This is a genomic window from Mucilaginibacter sp. UYCu711 (assembly GCF_050433825.1).
GTDB lineage: Bacteria > Bacteroidota > Bacteroidia > Sphingobacteriales > Sphingobacteriaceae > Mucilaginibacter.
Genome location: NZ_JBNPWM010000007.1, coordinates 310,030 through 325,088, shown reverse-complemented (window position 1 = coordinate 325,088; position 15,059 = coordinate 310,030). Strand labels below are relative to the sequence as shown.

Genomic DNA, 15,059 nt, shown 5'->3' with positions numbered 1-15,059 from the left:
AACAGGAGGCTCCGATGGAGCCATTAAAATATCGATTGATATACTATAAACAGGTAGTTCCGCCGGAACTGTTGCTTTTTAAATACAGGACTCCGGAGGAGTCGCCTGTTTATAGAGAAAAATAAATACGTCTGAAGGCTCCGGAGGAGCCTCCTTGACGAAATGCTTTCCTGTTACTAACGTGGCTTAACCGTTTTTATTGGTTCGGCCGCAGGCGTTAGCACGGGCTGGGACAGTAGCGCGATAAAGAAGATAAACTGGCTTATCAGCAATACCACCCCAACAATACTTTGCTTTTTAAATCTTAAAAGCTCAAACACCAATAGTAATATCGCACCTAAAACAAACCAGCAGATATAATTATTAACAGGTACCACGCCATTGGCCCAATGCCAGTAATTATACTTGATAGCGGCGGGTTCTATCACCACGTCTAATAACACCAATAATAGCGCGCCTGATAACACCCTTAATGCAATATATTTGATACCACTGTATTGCAAGGTTACCCCCACGCTGTAAGCCAATAAAAACCAGTTTACGCCCATTATCAGCGGGATGCCATCAACGCCAAACCCCAATGTTGGGCCATAGGTATAACTGCCAAAAAGCTGCCCGGTATGTACACCCGCCCATTCTACCCCGAAACCTATGATAAACACCAACAAGAAGAACAATATGAACCTGGCGCCAAATCCATCATGCGTAAAAAACAATACCAGCGTCATCAGTAATAAATGATACGGTACCAGCATCAAAAAAAGTGGCTTGGTTTCGGCGATGGACAGGCCCGCAATCCCCACCAAATGAAATATAATGATGAGCCTTACCGACATAGTTGCTTTGAGGCTCTTTATATTTTCCGGCCTTTCCATATCATGGTTTTGGTTAGGTAGCGTTGTATGGCTAAAAAGGCAACCAGGGTCATGCTAAACATTTGCACCGGGTGCAGTAAAATATTGTACCAGGCATTTTGCCCTGCAGCCAGCGAAACCATTACCCGGGTAAGAGCAATCAGGCCGGCCATAAAAAATATCAACTGGAAATCAAGCGTCATGATCACAATCATGGGGCCGCCTATGATCAATAAAATATATATCAAAAACCACAGGATGTTATAATTAAATGCAGCCAGGAAATTTTTACTGAAGCCATTAATAGCCTCGTTATAGTTTTTGTACATCCGGCAGCTGATCATCCCGTTTGCCAGCAAAGCCTCGCCATTGCGCCCGGTTGATTTGATGAGCCGCATTATTTCTACATCCTCCACCACTTTATCCCTAACCTGTTTATGCCATTGATGGCGGCGGTAATCATCAGCATTAAATAGCATAAACTGGCCGCTGGCTGCCGCAACGGTATAGTTTTTAACCAGGTATATTAACCGCAGGGGCAGTAAGTTTAAAAGGATATAATGCATAAGTGGAACTACCAGCCGCTCGCCAATGGTTTGCATTTGCTGGTTGGCAAATAAGCTTAGCAGGCTTAGTTTGTTGGCGTGCATACGGTGTATGGCGCTGTTTATCAGCCCCACGCTTATTTGTTCATCGGCGTCAACAAATAAAAAGAAATTGCCCCGGGCCTCGTTAGCTAACTGGTGGCAGGCATGATTTTTACCCAGCCAGCCATGGGGTAATTTCTCGCCTTTTATTATCCGGAAGTTTGAATGCGTCGCGGCAAAACCGGCGCAAACTTTATAGGTGTTGTCTGTCGATTCATCATCCAGGATCAAAACCTCATAATTCTGATAATCTTGTTGGGTGATGGATTGCAGCAGCGATAGGATATTCCCCTCCTCGTTCCTGACCGGGATGAGGATAGAAACCAGATCCTCATAATGCCGGTTAACGCGGCGCAGTTTTGGGTCGGATATAAAATTAAACAGTGTTACCGCAAACCGCAGGATCATAAAGAAGAAGGTAACGGCTATAACGGTTATCACTATTTAACTATTTGTATTTGTTGTTGGCGGCCCTTGGTGTAATGTTGCTGGTAAGCCTCCTGCAAATCTAATATACTATTAAAACTATTAGCGACACCTGTTTTTAAAGATGTGTTGGCAACCGGTTTAAAATTGTCAAAATTTTCGATAAATGTAGCAGCCAAGATCAGCTGGAACTTACCGGCAGCCTTTTTTATCACCTGCATAATCCCTTTTTCAAATGGCACCTCGCTCACCATGTTAGAATAGATCCTTCCCTGCGGGAATATCAGCACCAGGTTGGCCGGATCATCTAAAAGCTTCGCTGCAAAATCAAGCGAGTGGATCATATCTTTTGATGTTTTATTGATCGAAAATGCGCCTGCATATTTTAAGAACGGCTCTTTTATAGCGGTACTCTCCAGAATCATTATATGAAACTCCTTTTTAAGCAGTTTCTGATTTATCCAGAATAAAATAATCGTATCCCAGGCGCTAAAATGGTTGGCTATTAATAATACCGACTTGTTCTTATCGACCTCTACGGAGTTAAAATTGATCTCCTTAAAATTGCGGCGGGCTAACCAGTATACATAAGCATAAATGCTCCATTTAAACAGGATATTTTTTTTAGGGTAGATCATTTAATGCTCTACATTTACCTGGTCTTTTAATGCCTGGGTATGAAAAGCGTTGATGTTTTCAACCAGGGTATCAAAAGGCACCTCGCCCGCTACGCCGCAGTCATACAGGTGGAAAAACACCGACGGCTTTAAGCTTTCAAAATAATCTATCAGCGCGCACGAGTACACTATCTGGCAGGGCCCTTTAATGTTTTTGATGAGGCGCTCGATGCCTTTTTCAACTAATATCTCGGTAGTATGGTTGGATATCAATTGCCCTTGCGGGAAAACAACTACCAGGTTCTCTTTATCGTTAAGCAAATTGGCGCCATATTGTAATGATTTGATCATTTCGCGCGATGTGCGGTTGATAGAGAAACCGCCGAAAAGGTTAAGCATCATCCGCTTGCGCAGGTGGTCTTCCTGCATCATGATGTAAAGTTTACGCTTAAGGTGCCAATAAGCCAGGTAATTACCCCATAAACCATCCCACCAGCTAAAATGATTGCACAGCAATAATATGGAGTGCCCTTCTTTCGGCTCAAATGGCATTACTACCAGCCGGTTAAAGTAGCTGCGCATTCTAAAACGCATGTAGTAAGCAAACCAGTTGCTAAATAAATTTACTCTGCGTGCGGGTATCATATCTCAAAATTAGCTAAATATTCGTCAAGAGCAGGTATAACCAGCCAATGCCCTAAAGGTAACTCATGCACCTCGGCATTGTTTAGTTTTTGTATAAAGGGCAGGGCAGCCGTTTTTGGGAACAAGTTATCGTGCTGCCCAAATATTAGCTTACATGGTATTTTATGCTGATTGATAAGCGCGGCAATTTTTTCGGTATCGGGCTTTAACAGCCTGATTAGGTTCAATGTATAATAAACATCCAGCCTTTTTTTTGGGGTGTCCATTTCGCTGTATCCAATTTGATGAAGGCTGGCATCAATAAAACCAATCTTCTTCAGCGTATTCAGTATGGTTGTAGCCAGCCAGCTGCTTTTAGTTACGTGTTTAAAAAGCCAGCGGCCAACCGGCCGGTGCATTAAAAAATGAAAGCCTTTATAAACAGATAAGCCGTCGGGTGCCATTAAAATTATTTCGTCTATCAGGTCGGCATACTCCTCCACTAATATAAGCGCCAGGTTGGCCCCGATAGAATAGCCCATTACCGAGAACCGTTGCCTGCCATAGATCTTGAACCATTCTTCCACATACGCCTTAACCATGGCCTTGGGCATACCGGTTATGATCTGCTGCTCGGTCCAGTCGGCTATCTTGCTTTCGTTATGAAAAAAATGGTCGAAACCATAAATGTGGTAACCCTTTAAAATAGATTTCTCCAGCACATGAAACTGCTTACCCGTCATGCCGTAGCCATGAAAGGCAAGCATTGGTTTTTGCCCTTTACCATATTCATGAAAATGTACTTTGCCTAAGCCGGCCAGGTGTAGAAAGCCCATTAAGGCAATTATAAGGATAAAGTAGAAATTTAGCTAAAGTTTCCTGCCTTGTTATTCATTCAGCATATACTTAGCTACGCCTTCGGCGGGTGCCCACTTATCCTTGGGCTCATAATAATGGTATAACAGGGCCGAGATTTTGCGGATCAGCTGCTCGGCTTCGTTATTAGGGGTCCAGGTCTGGTCTTTATTGTTTTTGGTGGCGATGCAAAAAACGTAATCGCCATGCGGGGCGTTTACCAATACGGTTTCAGACCTTGCCGCGTCTACCATACCCTGTTTGGATATGGTATGCACATACGGCGGTATTTGCGACAGTGCCCGCTCGTCCCAAAATATCCGTCCCAAAATACGGTACATCCGTTCGCTTGCGCCGGGGCTAACGGCTGTTCCATTGCGGATCATGGTAAACAATTTACACATTTCGTAAGGTGTTGTTACACCCCAGCCATACCGCTTTTGCATATCGCTGCGGCCGGGCGTACGGCTATTTACGCGGTAAGATTTAAACCCATTTTGATAAAGCCAGTTGTTAATATCGGTGCCACCACCGGCTAACTTTTGCAGCCACAAGCTGGCGGTATTATCGCTCATGGTTATCATCAACATGGCAACCTTGCTTAGCATAATGGTATCCTTATCTTTAAAAGATCCTAAAATATCACTGCCGGCATAAAGCAACGAATCGCGATAGCCCAGCTTTTGGTTATATTTCAATTCGCCTTTTTCAACTTTATCCATCAAGCCGCAAAGTATCGCCACCTTAACCATGCTGGCTGTCGGGAACAACGTATCGGCATTAATAGCGGCAGTTTTGCCTGTTTTTAAGTTTTGCACGTACACACCAATATCGCCTTTAAAGCCTTTAACAACATCCTGTAACCGGGTGGTTAGTTTTTTATCGGTCTGTGCAAAAACTGCCGGAGCAATTAATAATAGAAACAATAGTAATTTATAGCGCATAGGTATTTTGTTTAGCTAAATATACAAGATAAATTTTAGTTACCTAATGTCATCAGGTAGTACAGTTAATGCTTTCCTGTTCACTTTGTTCATTATTTTAAAGAGTTTAATATTTAAAAACAGACCGTTAACTTTAACTAACTTAAATCACCATGAACGTAGATGCACAATTAAAAGCCGTTGCCGGCAACATTAAAGAAAGACGTACCCGCCTTCGTTTATCGCAAAACCAAATGGCCCAAACGTTAAAAATAACACAGAACGCGTATAGTAAAATTGAAACGGCGAAGACAAAAATGTCGTTAGCTCGTTTATATGAAATTGCCGGCATATTAAACGTACAGCCAAAACAGCTAATTTGAACCAATGTAATTGCCATGCCTTCGCACAGGAAGGTTGGGCAGAATAACACATCATCGCCAATACTGACACCGCGACAAATAATAACACTACCACCAGGCCGGCAATCATTACTAATGGTTACCGGCCCGGCGGTTTTTTAGTGTGACGGTGCAAGGGGGCAATTTACATACATCAGCCAAAGCCAAACTAAAATATCAGACAGTGCATGATGGTTTTATGATCAAAAAACAACAGCTTTGAAATAACCAATTATACACCTATTTTACATTCTGTATGAGTTTTAAAAGGAGCACTTTCCTGCTGTTAGTTTTTGCTGCGATGCTGATAAATAAGATCGCGTTAGCCCAAACAAAAAAATACGACATAGCCGCCTTTTTATACCCTGCCTATGTTAATGACGACCCCCGCCTGCGCCCGTTCTGGCCAAAAGGTATTGGCGAGTGGGAGACCGTTACCAACGTGCAGGATAGGTTCCCGGGCTTTTACTGGAACCGCAAACCAACCTGGGGTACAATTAATGAGGCCGACCCGTCGATAATGGCCATGGAGATAAACGAGGCCACCAAACATGGGGTAAACGTTTTTATTTTTGATTGGTATTGGTATGATGGACGCCCGTTTATGGAGACGACCTTAAACAACGGTTTCCTGAAAGCTGATAACAAAGACAAAATGAAGTTTTACCTGATGTGGGCCAACCACGACGTGGTAAACACCTGGGATACCCGTATAAATAAGTTTAACGAGAACAACGTGATATGGCAGGGCCAGGTAAGCCGCGACGAGTTTGAAAAAATTGCCAAACGCACCATCGAAAAGTATTTTAAGCAGCCTAATTATTATAAGATAGATGGCAAGCCGGTTTACATGATCTATGATATCCCGCAGTTTATAACAGGTTTAGGAGGTATTGAGAAAGCCGCCGCCGCGCTGAAATGGTTTAAAGAAGAAACAAAACGCGCAGGCTTTCCGGGGCTGGAATTGCAATTAACCATGTGGGGCATTAACCTAAACTATAGCGGTTTTGATGGCAGCAAGACAGAAAAGCCGCAAAATGCCTTTGTAAAGCAACTGGGTTTTACCAGCAGCACCCATTACCAGTTTGCCCATTTTGTAAATGTTAACGATGATTATGTAAACATCCTTGCCAATGTTAAAAAGGAATGGGATCATATTGACGCTACTTTTGATATGCCTTACTACCCGCACATTAGTGTAGGGTGGGACAACAGCCCCCGCACCGGTAAAAGCGCGGTGGTACGCAACAACACACCCGAAAATTTTGAAAAGGGATTAAGAATGGCCAGGGCCTATGTTGACGCGCACCCCAAACAGGCCCCGCTCATTACCATTAACAGCTGGAACGAATGGACCGAAACCAGCTACCTGCAACCCGATAATGTTTATGGCTACGGTTACCTGGATGCTATTAAACATGTGTTTGTAGATAACAAATAGGCGAAACCAATATCCCCGTGGGGGCTACAACTTTGTGGAAAGCAAAGAATTAATTTGATTTGCTCCGTCGGGGCTACCCAATTCGCTAAATTAGCCGGGTGAAGCGTGTTACAAAATTATTGGTGTTGACAGTTATACTTGCAGGATGCCAACAGCAACCGGCCCCCACGGTTACCACACAGCAATTCATAGCGCCCCCGCCATTCACGGTCCCGCATTTTGCAGAGTGTGCGGATACGGTGGTTAACATGGGTAATTATACCTTGCATTATTCGTACGACCTTAAAGAACCTTTATACGTAACGTATAAGCTGAGCCATGGCGGCGGCGACTGCAACCGGGCGCATTATAAGTTTAAGGCCGATGGTGCGCTAACCGCCACTGCTGCCGACTACACGCATTCGGGTTACGACGAAGGCCACCTGGCCAACGCCGAAGACTTTGCCTACGATTGTAAGCTCGACAAAAAAACCTTTAGCTTTTACAATTGCCTACCCCAAAGCCCGCGACTTAACCGCGGCATCTGGAAGGTATACGAAACCCGCATCCGCACCTTATCGCAAACCAACACGCTTTATATTACTGCCGGTGGCATCTTTACCAACAAGCTCATTAAGCCTGGTAAACACGTTGCCGTGCCCGATTATTGTTATAAAGTGGTAATCGACTCGGCAAGCCGCCGAACGGTTTTTTGCCTGCTGTTCCCAAATGATACTACCGGTAAGGCTTGGGACTTGCCGCTTAATGTTTTGAAGGGGACATTGGGGTATGAGTTGACGGGTCTGGACCGTTGATGTCGTTGATTAATGGATTGCGTTGATGAGGGATTGTAAGGACTTGATTTTGTGCCCCTACTTTAAGCCTTTAATATAAAAAGAAGCAATGCCATCAATATAACTCTGAGGTGCCGAAAAGATCATATTTGTTAATACAATTACGGTGAGGTCATCATTGCGATAGATAAAAAATGCGGCCCGGCCGCCGCCGGTAGGCCCGGCAACCGGGTGCATTGGGCGCGACGAAACCGGCCAGCCTAAAGCATATCCATCCAGTATAGGGCTAAAACCGTGGTGGGTGCCATCTTTAAGTATGCCAGGCGCCCAAAGCGTTAGCAGGCTTTTTTTATTTAATAAGGTGCCGTCCTGAAGTTTGATGGTCCATTTTGCCAATTCATCGGCTGTGGTGTTTAGGCCCACCGCGGTCCAAAGGTAGGGCGGCCAGTCCAGGATGGCATTTTGCAGCGTGTCAGATACCTCTACTTGATGGTTAACAATATGCCTGTAAGTATAACTGCCCGACAGATGAGGTACAATGTTGTGGGCATCGCCAAACCCACTGGTGGTCATACCGGAGGGTTTAAATTGGCGCTGCCTTATGAATTCTGTAAAAGGCATGCCGCTAAGTTTGGTAATAACTTTACCCAGTAGGATATAATTGGTTTGAACATACTGAAATTTCTCTAACGGCTGTCCATTAAGCGGGGCTTTTAAAACCTTTTGCCACGCATAGTCTGCATCAATATCAATGGCAGTCGAATTACCATCCCAAATATCAGGCAAGCCCGAGGTATGTGTAAGCAGCTGCCTGATGGTAACAGGCTCCCAAGGAGAAGGCAGGCTATCTAAATAACGGGAAACAGGTGCATCAAGGTTGATCTTTCCGGCTTCTATTAATTGCATTATAGCTACACCCACAAACGCTTTGGTGATTGAATGAACCGGGAACAACGTCTGACTGGTAACCGGCACAGCGTTTTCTATATTGGCTATGCCAAAAGATTTTGAATAAACAATTTTACCGTATTGCACCACTACCACCTGCATACCGGGGATATGATGGAGTTTGATCTGTTCATCAATGAATTTGCTTACGTTAGCATCAACCGACTGCGCACTAACCGGCATTGTAAACATTAACGCTACTAGCAAAATGCTTACAGCGCGGGTTGTTAAGTTTTTAATCGCCATTGTTTTAATATCTATGCCATGTTTTCAGCTAATATTATGCGATTGTTGTAAGTTGCTAATGGTCAATTCATTCTAAAAATAAGTTGATTTTATATGCGCGGTTTCGATACAATAGTTGTTCAGTTTTGGTACAGATTATTGCAGGGTCAAAATGCCGGCCCGCGAGATTGTACTACATCCCTTTTTCAATTTCCTGTATGGTTTTATTCATCCAGTACGGCCCGTTAGCAACGTAGCTAACATAATGCAGGCGTACTTTGCCTTCCTTATCAATAACCACGTTGGTTGGGTACAGGTGGATATTAAATTGATGCGCATAATCATCGGCGTTGCTTACCAGCCTGTAGGCAAACGGGTTGGTTTTAACAAAATCTTCAACCTCGGTAACACCATCCAGCGCAAAGGCTACAAAAACCACATTCGGATCGTCCTTATATTTAAGGGCCAGCCGGTTTAACTCAGGTATTTCGGCGCGGCAGGGCGGGCAGCCAATAAACCAGTAATTAAATACCAGGGTTTTGCCGGCCCAGTCTTTAGCCTCCAGTTTTTTGCCGTTGATATCCCTGATTTTAAAAGGCTTGATAACCTGGCCGGTTTTAAAGTTGGTACTCTCGGCTGGTTTGGGCAAGCGCGCGAAGTAGGCGTTTTTTTGTTCCTCAGTATATTCCACCAATAAAAACGGGGTGTCTTGTTTTGATGGTTGAAGGGGCTTTAACCAGTAATCCCCGGTTTGCAGCATTCGTTGCCATAGGAAAGCGGGGTATTTCATGCCCGACGAATCAATAACAACCGAATTCATGGTGGGTTTAGGCGCCGCTGTTTGTGCCTGCACACAAAACGTTGCCGATAATAATAAAGCGAAGGATATGATCAGTTTTTTCATGATGCCGGTTAGGTTAAGGCTAGTACAAGATACAGGATAGGTGTTAATTATGCAAGGGCAATCCATTACCATTGCATTACCCTGATACCGATCTGCCCGTCAATGATCGCAAACTCCCTGGCTCCCCAGGGCCTCAGGTTAACTTTATCCAGATTAGGGTGCAGCAGCTCCGGGAACTGCGCGGCAACCTTTTTATAAACTTCTTCAATGTCGTTTGTTACCAGCCGCAATTCGGGGTGGTCATGCTTGGCCTGGGTCGGGTCCTGGAATATCATTACATCCAGGTTGTCTTTACTAACCACGCAAAAAGGCGTGGCCGCGCTCAACTCCTGGTGGCCCAGGGTAAATTCAAGGCAGTCCACAAAAGTTTTAAGGCCGATATTGATGTCGGTATAAAAAACGCTGGGTACAAGTTTGGTGAAATGCATGGGGTTTGATGGTCGAAAAATTTAAAAACTCACTACACTTTGATACGCCTTTTTTGGCTGTAAATTTTGATCGAACAGGAGCGGGTAATTTTTACGGCCAGGCACCGGGAAACTATCCAGCCAGCTATGGCGGTCGCTTAGGTTCCAGAAGGTAACCCCGGTTATATATTGTTTATTGTCCCTGAATACTTTAAAGATAGCGCCGTACCGTTCGGTTTGCTTTTGTTCGCGCTCTGGTGTATAACCGGTTGTATCCCTTCGGTCAGGTCCATAAACGGATATATCCAGTTCGGTTATCTGCACTTTAATACCTAACGACGTATATAACTTTATAGCATCGTTGATCTGCCCGGCACCTGGGTCGGTTAACGACCAGTGAGCTTGTAAGCCTACGCCATTAACCGGGGCGCCGGCATCAACCAGTTTTTTAAGCAGCTGGAAAACGCGGTCGCGTTTTTTGGGTTGCTCGGTGCCATATTCGTTATAAAACAGCACAGCGTCCGGGTCGGCTTCATGGGCGTATTGAAATGCTTTTAAAATATAATCGTCGCCGCAGATTTGGTACCATAACGAGTTGCGGTATAGCCGGTCATTTTCATCAGCAACGGCTTCGTTCACCACATCCCAGGCATATATCTTGCCTTTATACCGGCCAACAACCGCGTAAATATGTTGCTTTAGCCGCTCCAGCAAAACTTCTTTGGTAACCAGTTTGCCTTCTTTGTCGCGAAACATCCAGGCAGGTGTTTGGGTATGCCAGCATAAGTTATGCCCGCGCACCTTCAGCCCATGCTGCTGCGCGAAGTTGACAATAGCGTCGGCATCGTTCCAGTAATAACGGTTCTCTTCGGGATGGATGGGGCCCATCTTCATGGCGTTTTCGGGCGTCAGGCTGTTAAATTGTTGCAGTATCAATGCCTGCTGTGCCGGGTCGCGCAGTTGCGCGGGCGTTACAGCCACCCCTACAGGGAAATAGCCTTTATAAAAATCTTTAAGCCCTTTATCACTACCCGACTGAGCCACGGCAGCCGCACCCTTAAAAATGATGAGGAACAATAATAATCGTCCTTTTAAAATAACTTTTAACATACCCACAGCAAGTAAGCCACTAAGTTATAAAAATTAAACCCGTATGCTGTAGTTATAATGGTTTGAAGTTGGGAGACTTCGACCGGCGGAACCTTGTGCTCTGGATGGTAATAAACCTCTTCTGCGCGGCATTGCAGGGAACGAAGCAATCTCTATATAAGCTAATCAATTTGCATCATGATCGCCAACACCAAAAAGGCCCCGAACAAAAATCCGGGGCCTTTCAAATATCCCACCCCGGCGGCAACGTAGCTAACCGCAGGATGTTAAATATTAATTACCAATTGTTATGGCTTAATCTTTTTAAGCGTGTCCTTTTTAGTGGTGTCGCGCTTTACTGTGTCGTGCGTTTTCTTTTGTTTTTTAGTAGTGTCTTGCTGCATCCCGAAGGCAAATTCCTGTAAACCGAATGCCGATACGAGTGCCAGCATAATTAATCGCTTTTTCATAGTTTTTAATTTTAGATGTTTAATAAAATTGTCCGGATGCCAAGGCCTTTTTAGTAATAGGACCCGGCGGTTATCCGGATATATAACGACCCGTTTGCAGGCTTTATTTTCGTTGAACGATACCAAAAACAGCCAAATTATACTTGTGTATACATTTACTTGACTTTACAAGTCGCTGTATTTAATCAATAGTTAACTAAAGTAGAGTTGGTTAGGGAAATGGTTGGCGAGGTGCTGCCGGATGAAAAAAAGATGAAAAAAAATAGGTATTAGTGATTAGAGATTGGTTAATCAGAGATTAGGCCGGTCGCTTTCATTATTGGGATATTGATTATTTGAGAATGGTGGGGCCGTGCGATTCCCCTCTCGAGAGGGGCGGAGGGGTGTGTCCTTTCGCACGTTTAACACACCCCTGCAAGCCGCACAATCCCGCACGCCCTCTCGAGAGGGGGAATATTTTGGCTATCCACCGGCAACAAAAAAAGGGCCTTATAAAGGCCCTTAATACTTTTTAATTAAAGCGAATTACTTTTAAGGTTTTACTTTAACCCCGCTGCCAGTGCCGCCACCCTGGGGCTTGCCGGTGCCTACACCGCCATTACCGCCGTTGCCGGTTCCGTTACCACCAGTTCCGTTATTACCGCTTCCTCTTGCATCTGTACCGTCGCTAAGTGTTGCACTGCCTTTATTTAATGCAATGCTGTCGGCTTTGCGTGCCGCGCGTTTTGCCTTTTTTGTATGCCAGGTTGTATGTTTTTTGATGGTGTCTGTTACCATGCCTTTAGTGCCTGTTCCATTCGCGGTACCGGTAGTGCCTACTGCTACTGCAAATGTGCTGGTAATTGCAAATGCCAAAATCCAAGCTGTTAAATATGCTGCCTTTTTCATAGTCTTATTTTTTGTAAGAGGTAACAAACGGTATGCCAAAGGGAACGATTACGTTAAGGATTGCAGCGGATACCTGCCTGTGGCTAAGGCCTGTAGCCGTATGAGCGGAAAGCCTGACCCGCAGGGTAACGCCCTAATTACCCTACATCCTAAACAAATTCTCTCCACTCCTCAACGCCAACTGCTTCCCTTTCCAAACAAACACGCCGGTTGTTTTTGCAGGCAGTGTTAGCCTGATGCGCCAGGCGGTGCCTTGCTGCACATAGCTTACGGCTACTTTGCCGTTGGGGTGCGGTATTTCACCTTCGGCGGACTTAAGGGCGCCCAGGTGCGGCTCTATCTTTATTTTGGCGAAACCGGGGGCGTAGCTGTCAATGCCCAGGATAATGCGGTAAAATTCCACATTCGGACTGGCGCCCCAGGCGTGGCAGTCGCTGCGGCTGTTGGGCACGTCGCTCATTTCGGCCCAGGTGGTAAGGCCCAGGCGCATGTCCTCGCGCCACAGGTCAAGCCATTTCATATAGTCGTTGCCCAGGCCGGCGCGGGTTAGGGCCAGGTGCAGGTAGTATTTAAAGTAAATGGTGCATTGCGTAAGGCCGGCATCGGTAAGCATTTTTTGCGCTATGCCGGGCATAACGGTTTTACCGGCCAGCCCGGTAAGTATAGCCAGCGAGTTGGTATGCTGCGAGAATTTGTTCTTATCCTCGGTATCGGCATACAGGCCTTTACCGGCATCCCAATATTTTTGTTGTATGGTTTTGGCCAGCTGCGCGGCGTTGGCGGCATATAGTTTGGCAAAGGCAGGCATACCCAGTTTGGCTTCCATTTGCGCGGCCTGCTGGTAGGCGGTAAGCAATTGCAGGTCCAGCACCGCGCTGCCACCCTTGCTTCCCTTGGGCGGCATGCCGTTACCAAACCCTGCCGACCAATCAACAAACGTCCAGTAAGGCACGTTCTTCAGCGAGCCATCTGCCTGCTGGTAGTTGGCGAACCAGGCCAGTACGCCGCGCTCGCCCTGTAGCTTGCTCTTAATAAAAGTGCTGTCGGGCCGGTACATCCAGTAATCGTGCAGCACGCCAATGTACCATAACGAAAACGTAGAGATGATCTGCGGACTATAACTCGGGTGCCTGCTTAGCGTAATGCCTTCGCCCAGGCGGCTTTGGTCCATCAGGTTTATGGCGTTGCGCATCAGGCGGTCGTCGCCGCTGTTGTAGTAGCTTATCATGGCCTGTATGCGGGTATCGCCAATGTATTGCAGCTGTTCGTAATACGGGCAATCCATATAGGTTTCAATAGCGTCCATGCGGGCGGTGCGCCAGCCAATATCCAGCATCTGCTGCATTTCGGGGTTGTCGGTTTTTAGCCGCGCGTTCATTACAAACGGGTAGCCGGTGGCGGTGCCGTACAGGTCGGTTATCGTTAGCGGGTCGGCCTGGGTATGTATAATTAAACGGATATAGCGGTAGGTGCGCCAGTACAGGCTGGTAAAAGTTTGGTTGGCGCTGCCATCGGCCAGCAGGCTATCCTTGCGGCCGCCAATTTCCTTGCCCTCCACAGCGTTACGGTCGCCCTTGCGGATGCCGTATTTCTTCAGGTTATCAAACATCGACTCGGCATAGGTGAGCGAAATGCCCGCCCCCATGCCGCCGCTGAAGTTAATGGTAGGGTAGGCATTGGTTAAAAAGGTTTGGTCCAATATCAGCGTAGCCGTTGTATTAGCCGGGATGGTGAACGCCCTTTTAGCCGCCGGCCACCCCTGCGGAACGGTTACCCCCACTGCCTTACGCACCAAGGGGATCCGCTGGTAAACCCGCTCCATTTGCGGGATCTGCGATGGCACCAGCATCCAGCCGAACGCGTCGGCCATGCCTTTGGGTTTGCCGCGGTCCATATTGGCGGCGGCCGGCCAGGCGGTGTCGTTAAAGTCGGCAGCGGTGGCGTTCTTGATGATCTTGCTTTGGTCAACCAGTTCGCCCGGGCCGGCAACGTAATAAGCGCCATAGCCAAGCGATACGGCCAGCGGTTTATACCCCGGGTCGCGCATGGCTTTCCAGGTGTTGTTGGTGTTCAGCACTTCTTCGGCGGCGGTTGCGCCCTGTAAAATAAAGGCGGTGCGGAGGCTAATCTGTGCTTCGGGCCTTACCTCGGCCTCGTTCCAAACCTGCGCGGCAATCACGTTTTTACCTGCTGTTAGGTACGGTGCAAGGTCTACCTGCTCATAGTTCCAGTAATACGTATCGCCCCGCGCCGGTCCCAACGACACCAGCGTACCGTTAACATATAGCTTATACCGGTTATCGGCCGATACATTAATCCTAAACGTAGCCGGCTTCGCAGCCAGGTCAATTTGCTTGCGGAACCAGAACACCCCATAATCTCTGCCGGTTTCGCCACGGGCATTTATCCAGAAAGCGTTCCAGGGTTTATAAGACTCGGGGCCCTGGGCGCGCGCGGTGTTTTGTCCGTAGGACTCCTTCGGAGCAGGCAGTAAGCTGCCGATAAGCAGTAAAGCGATAATAATAGGTTTCATGCAGGTATATACAAGTTGGAAATTAAAGATAGGG

General features: G+C 46.4%; 16 protein-coding genes. 3 read left to right on the top strand and 13 right to left on the bottom strand.

All coding sequences use genetic code 11. The annotated features are described in order from the left end of the window. Positions 1-176 precede the first annotated feature (176 nt). From ABIB50_RS16900 to ABIB50_RS16875, 6 genes are read right to left on the bottom strand one after another with little or no spacing between them, the layout of a single operon-like run. The gene (locus ABIB50_RS16900; protein WP_429381485.1) at positions 177-875 is read right to left on the bottom strand and encodes a carotenoid biosynthesis protein; all 699 of its coding nucleotides are present in this window, start codon (positions 873-875) and stop codon (positions 177-179) included. Further along, on the bottom strand, positions 854-1,942 hold the full coding sequence (locus ABIB50_RS16895) for a glycosyltransferase (protein ID WP_429381483.1): 1,089 nt from the start codon (positions 1,940-1,942) through the stop codon (positions 854-856). The genes ABIB50_RS16900 and ABIB50_RS16895 overlap by 22 nt, the downstream gene beginning before the upstream one ends. After that, positions 1,942-2,565 (bottom strand): 1-acyl-sn-glycerol-3-phosphate acyltransferase, encoded by a 624-nt coding sequence (locus ABIB50_RS16890; protein ID WP_429381481.1) that lies wholly within the window; start codon positions 2,563-2,565, stop codon positions 1,942-1,944. Before ABIB50_RS16890 ends, ABIB50_RS16895 begins: the two co-directional genes overlap by 1 nt. Next, positions 2,566-3,189 (bottom strand): lysophospholipid acyltransferase family protein, encoded by a 624-nt coding sequence (locus ABIB50_RS16885; protein ID WP_429381480.1) that lies wholly within the window; start codon positions 3,187-3,189, stop codon positions 2,566-2,568. After that, positions 3,186-4,004: an alpha/beta fold hydrolase gene (locus ABIB50_RS16880; RefSeq protein ID WP_429381478.1), complete on the bottom strand. Its 819-nt coding sequence runs from the start codon at positions 4,002-4,004 to the stop codon at positions 3,186-3,188. The genes ABIB50_RS16885 and ABIB50_RS16880 overlap by 4 nt, the downstream gene beginning before the upstream one ends. Before the next feature lie 51 nt (positions 4,005-4,055). Then, positions 4,056-4,967 (bottom strand): serine hydrolase, encoded by a 912-nt coding sequence (locus tag ABIB50_RS16875; protein WP_429381476.1) that lies wholly within the window; start codon positions 4,965-4,967, stop codon positions 4,056-4,058. 152 nt (positions 4,968-5,119) lie between these two features. Between ABIB50_RS16875 and ABIB50_RS16870 the strand changes: the two genes are divergently transcribed. The 3 genes from ABIB50_RS16870 (at position 5,120) to ABIB50_RS16860 (ending at position 7,582) form a co-directional block, all read left to right on the top strand. Then, positions 5,120-5,329, top strand: a complete 210-nt coding sequence (locus tag ABIB50_RS16870) for a helix-turn-helix domain-containing protein (RefSeq protein WP_429381474.1) — start codon at positions 5,120-5,122, stop codon at positions 5,327-5,329. A gap of 274 nt (positions 5,330-5,603) precedes the next feature. Next, positions 5,604-6,788 (top strand): glycosyltransferase WbsX family protein, encoded by a 1,185-nt coding sequence (locus ABIB50_RS16865; protein WP_429381472.1) that lies wholly within the window; start codon positions 5,604-5,606, stop codon positions 6,786-6,788. 98 nt (positions 6,789-6,886) lie between these two features. Further along, the gene (locus ABIB50_RS16860) at positions 6,887-7,582 is read left to right on the top strand and encodes a DNA/RNA non-specific endonuclease (RefSeq protein WP_429381470.1); all 696 of its coding nucleotides are present in this window, start codon (positions 6,887-6,889) and stop codon (positions 7,580-7,582) included. 57 nt (positions 7,583-7,639) lie between these two features. Here ABIB50_RS16860 and ABIB50_RS16855 read toward each other — a convergent pair whose 3' ends face one another. From ABIB50_RS16855 to ABIB50_RS16825, 7 genes are all read right to left on the bottom strand, one after another. Further along, on the bottom strand, positions 7,640-8,755 hold the full coding sequence (locus tag ABIB50_RS16855) for a serine hydrolase domain-containing protein (protein ID WP_429381469.1): 1,116 nt from the start codon (positions 8,753-8,755) through the stop codon (positions 7,640-7,642). Between the two features lie 172 nt (positions 8,756-8,927). Further along, a complete protein-coding gene (locus ABIB50_RS16850; protein WP_429381467.1) occupies positions 8,928-9,638 on the bottom strand; it encodes a redoxin domain-containing protein in 711 nt (236 codons plus the stop codon). Positions 9,639-9,703: 65 nt separating this feature from the next. After that, positions 9,704-10,066 carry a hypothetical protein gene (locus tag ABIB50_RS16845; RefSeq protein ID WP_429381465.1) on the bottom strand — a complete coding sequence of 121 codons (363 nt, stop codon included), beginning with the start codon at positions 10,064-10,066 and terminating at the stop codon, positions 9,704-9,706. Between the two features lie 21 nt (positions 10,067-10,087). Beyond that, complete coding sequence (locus tag ABIB50_RS16840) at positions 10,088-11,155, bottom strand: endo-1,4-beta-xylanase (protein WP_429381463.1); 1,068 nt, start codon at positions 11,153-11,155, stop codon at positions 10,088-10,090. Positions 11,156-11,442: 287 nt separating this feature from the next. After that, positions 11,443-11,604 carry a hypothetical protein gene (locus ABIB50_RS16835; RefSeq protein WP_429381461.1) on the bottom strand — a complete coding sequence of 54 codons (162 nt, stop codon included), beginning with the start codon at positions 11,602-11,604 and terminating at the stop codon, positions 11,443-11,445. A 531-nt stretch (positions 11,605-12,135) separates the two neighbouring features. Further along, positions 12,136-12,492, bottom strand: a complete 357-nt coding sequence (locus ABIB50_RS16830) for a hypothetical protein (RefSeq protein ID WP_429381460.1) — start codon at positions 12,490-12,492, stop codon at positions 12,136-12,138. A gap of 142 nt (positions 12,493-12,634) precedes the next feature. Continuing rightward, entirely contained in the window at positions 12,635-15,025 is a 2,391-nt protein-coding gene (locus ABIB50_RS16825) for an alpha-L-rhamnosidase C-terminal domain-containing protein (protein WP_429381458.1), read from the bottom strand. Positions 15,026-15,059 lie beyond the last annotated feature (34 nt).

What these genes read in the sequence shown, in the direction of transcription:
- ABIB50_RS16900 (WP_429381485.1), bottom strand. Translation starts at nt 875, where the DNA reads ATGGAAAGGCCGGAAAATATAAAGAGCCTCAAAGCAACTATGTCGGTA.
- ABIB50_RS16835 (WP_429381461.1), bottom strand. Translation starts at nt 11,604, where the DNA reads ATGAAAAAGCGATTAATTATGCTGGCACTCGTATCGGCATTCGGTTTA.
- ABIB50_RS16890 (WP_429381481.1), bottom strand. Translation starts at nt 2,565, where the DNA reads ATGATCTACCCTAAAAAAAATATCCTGTTTAAATGGAGCATTTATGCT.
- ABIB50_RS16825 (WP_429381458.1), bottom strand. Translation starts at nt 15,025, where the DNA reads ATGAAACCTATTATTATCGCTTTACTGCTTATCGGCAGCTTACTGCCT.
- ABIB50_RS16840 (WP_429381463.1), bottom strand. Translation starts at nt 11,155, where the DNA reads ATGTTAAAAGTTATTTTAAAAGGACGATTATTATTGTTCCTCATCATT.
- ABIB50_RS16875 (WP_429381476.1), bottom strand. Translation starts at nt 4,967, where the DNA reads ATGCGCTATAAATTACTATTGTTTCTATTATTAATTGCTCCGGCAGTT.
- ABIB50_RS16855 (WP_429381469.1), bottom strand. Translation starts at nt 8,755, where the DNA reads ATGGCGATTAAAAACTTAACAACCCGCGCTGTAAGCATTTTGCTAGTA.
- ABIB50_RS16870 (WP_429381474.1), top strand. Translation starts at nt 5,120, where the DNA reads ATGAACGTAGATGCACAATTAAAAGCCGTTGCCGGCAACATTAAAGAA.
- ABIB50_RS16850 (WP_429381467.1), bottom strand. Translation starts at nt 9,638, where the DNA reads ATGAAAAAACTGATCATATCCTTCGCTTTATTATTATCGGCAACGTTT.
- ABIB50_RS16880 (WP_429381478.1), bottom strand. Translation starts at nt 4,004, where the DNA reads ATGGGCTTTCTACACCTGGCCGGCTTAGGCAAAGTACATTTTCATGAA.
- ABIB50_RS16885 (WP_429381480.1), bottom strand. Translation starts at nt 3,189, where the DNA reads ATGATACCCGCACGCAGAGTAAATTTATTTAGCAACTGGTTTGCTTAC.
- ABIB50_RS16845 (WP_429381465.1), bottom strand. Translation starts at nt 10,066, where the DNA reads ATGCATTTCACCAAACTTGTACCCAGCGTTTTTTATACCGACATCAAT.
- ABIB50_RS16865 (WP_429381472.1), top strand. Translation starts at nt 5,604, where the DNA reads ATGAGTTTTAAAAGGAGCACTTTCCTGCTGTTAGTTTTTGCTGCGATG.
- ABIB50_RS16830 (WP_429381460.1), bottom strand. Translation starts at nt 12,492, where the DNA reads ATGAAAAAGGCAGCATATTTAACAGCTTGGATTTTGGCATTTGCAATT.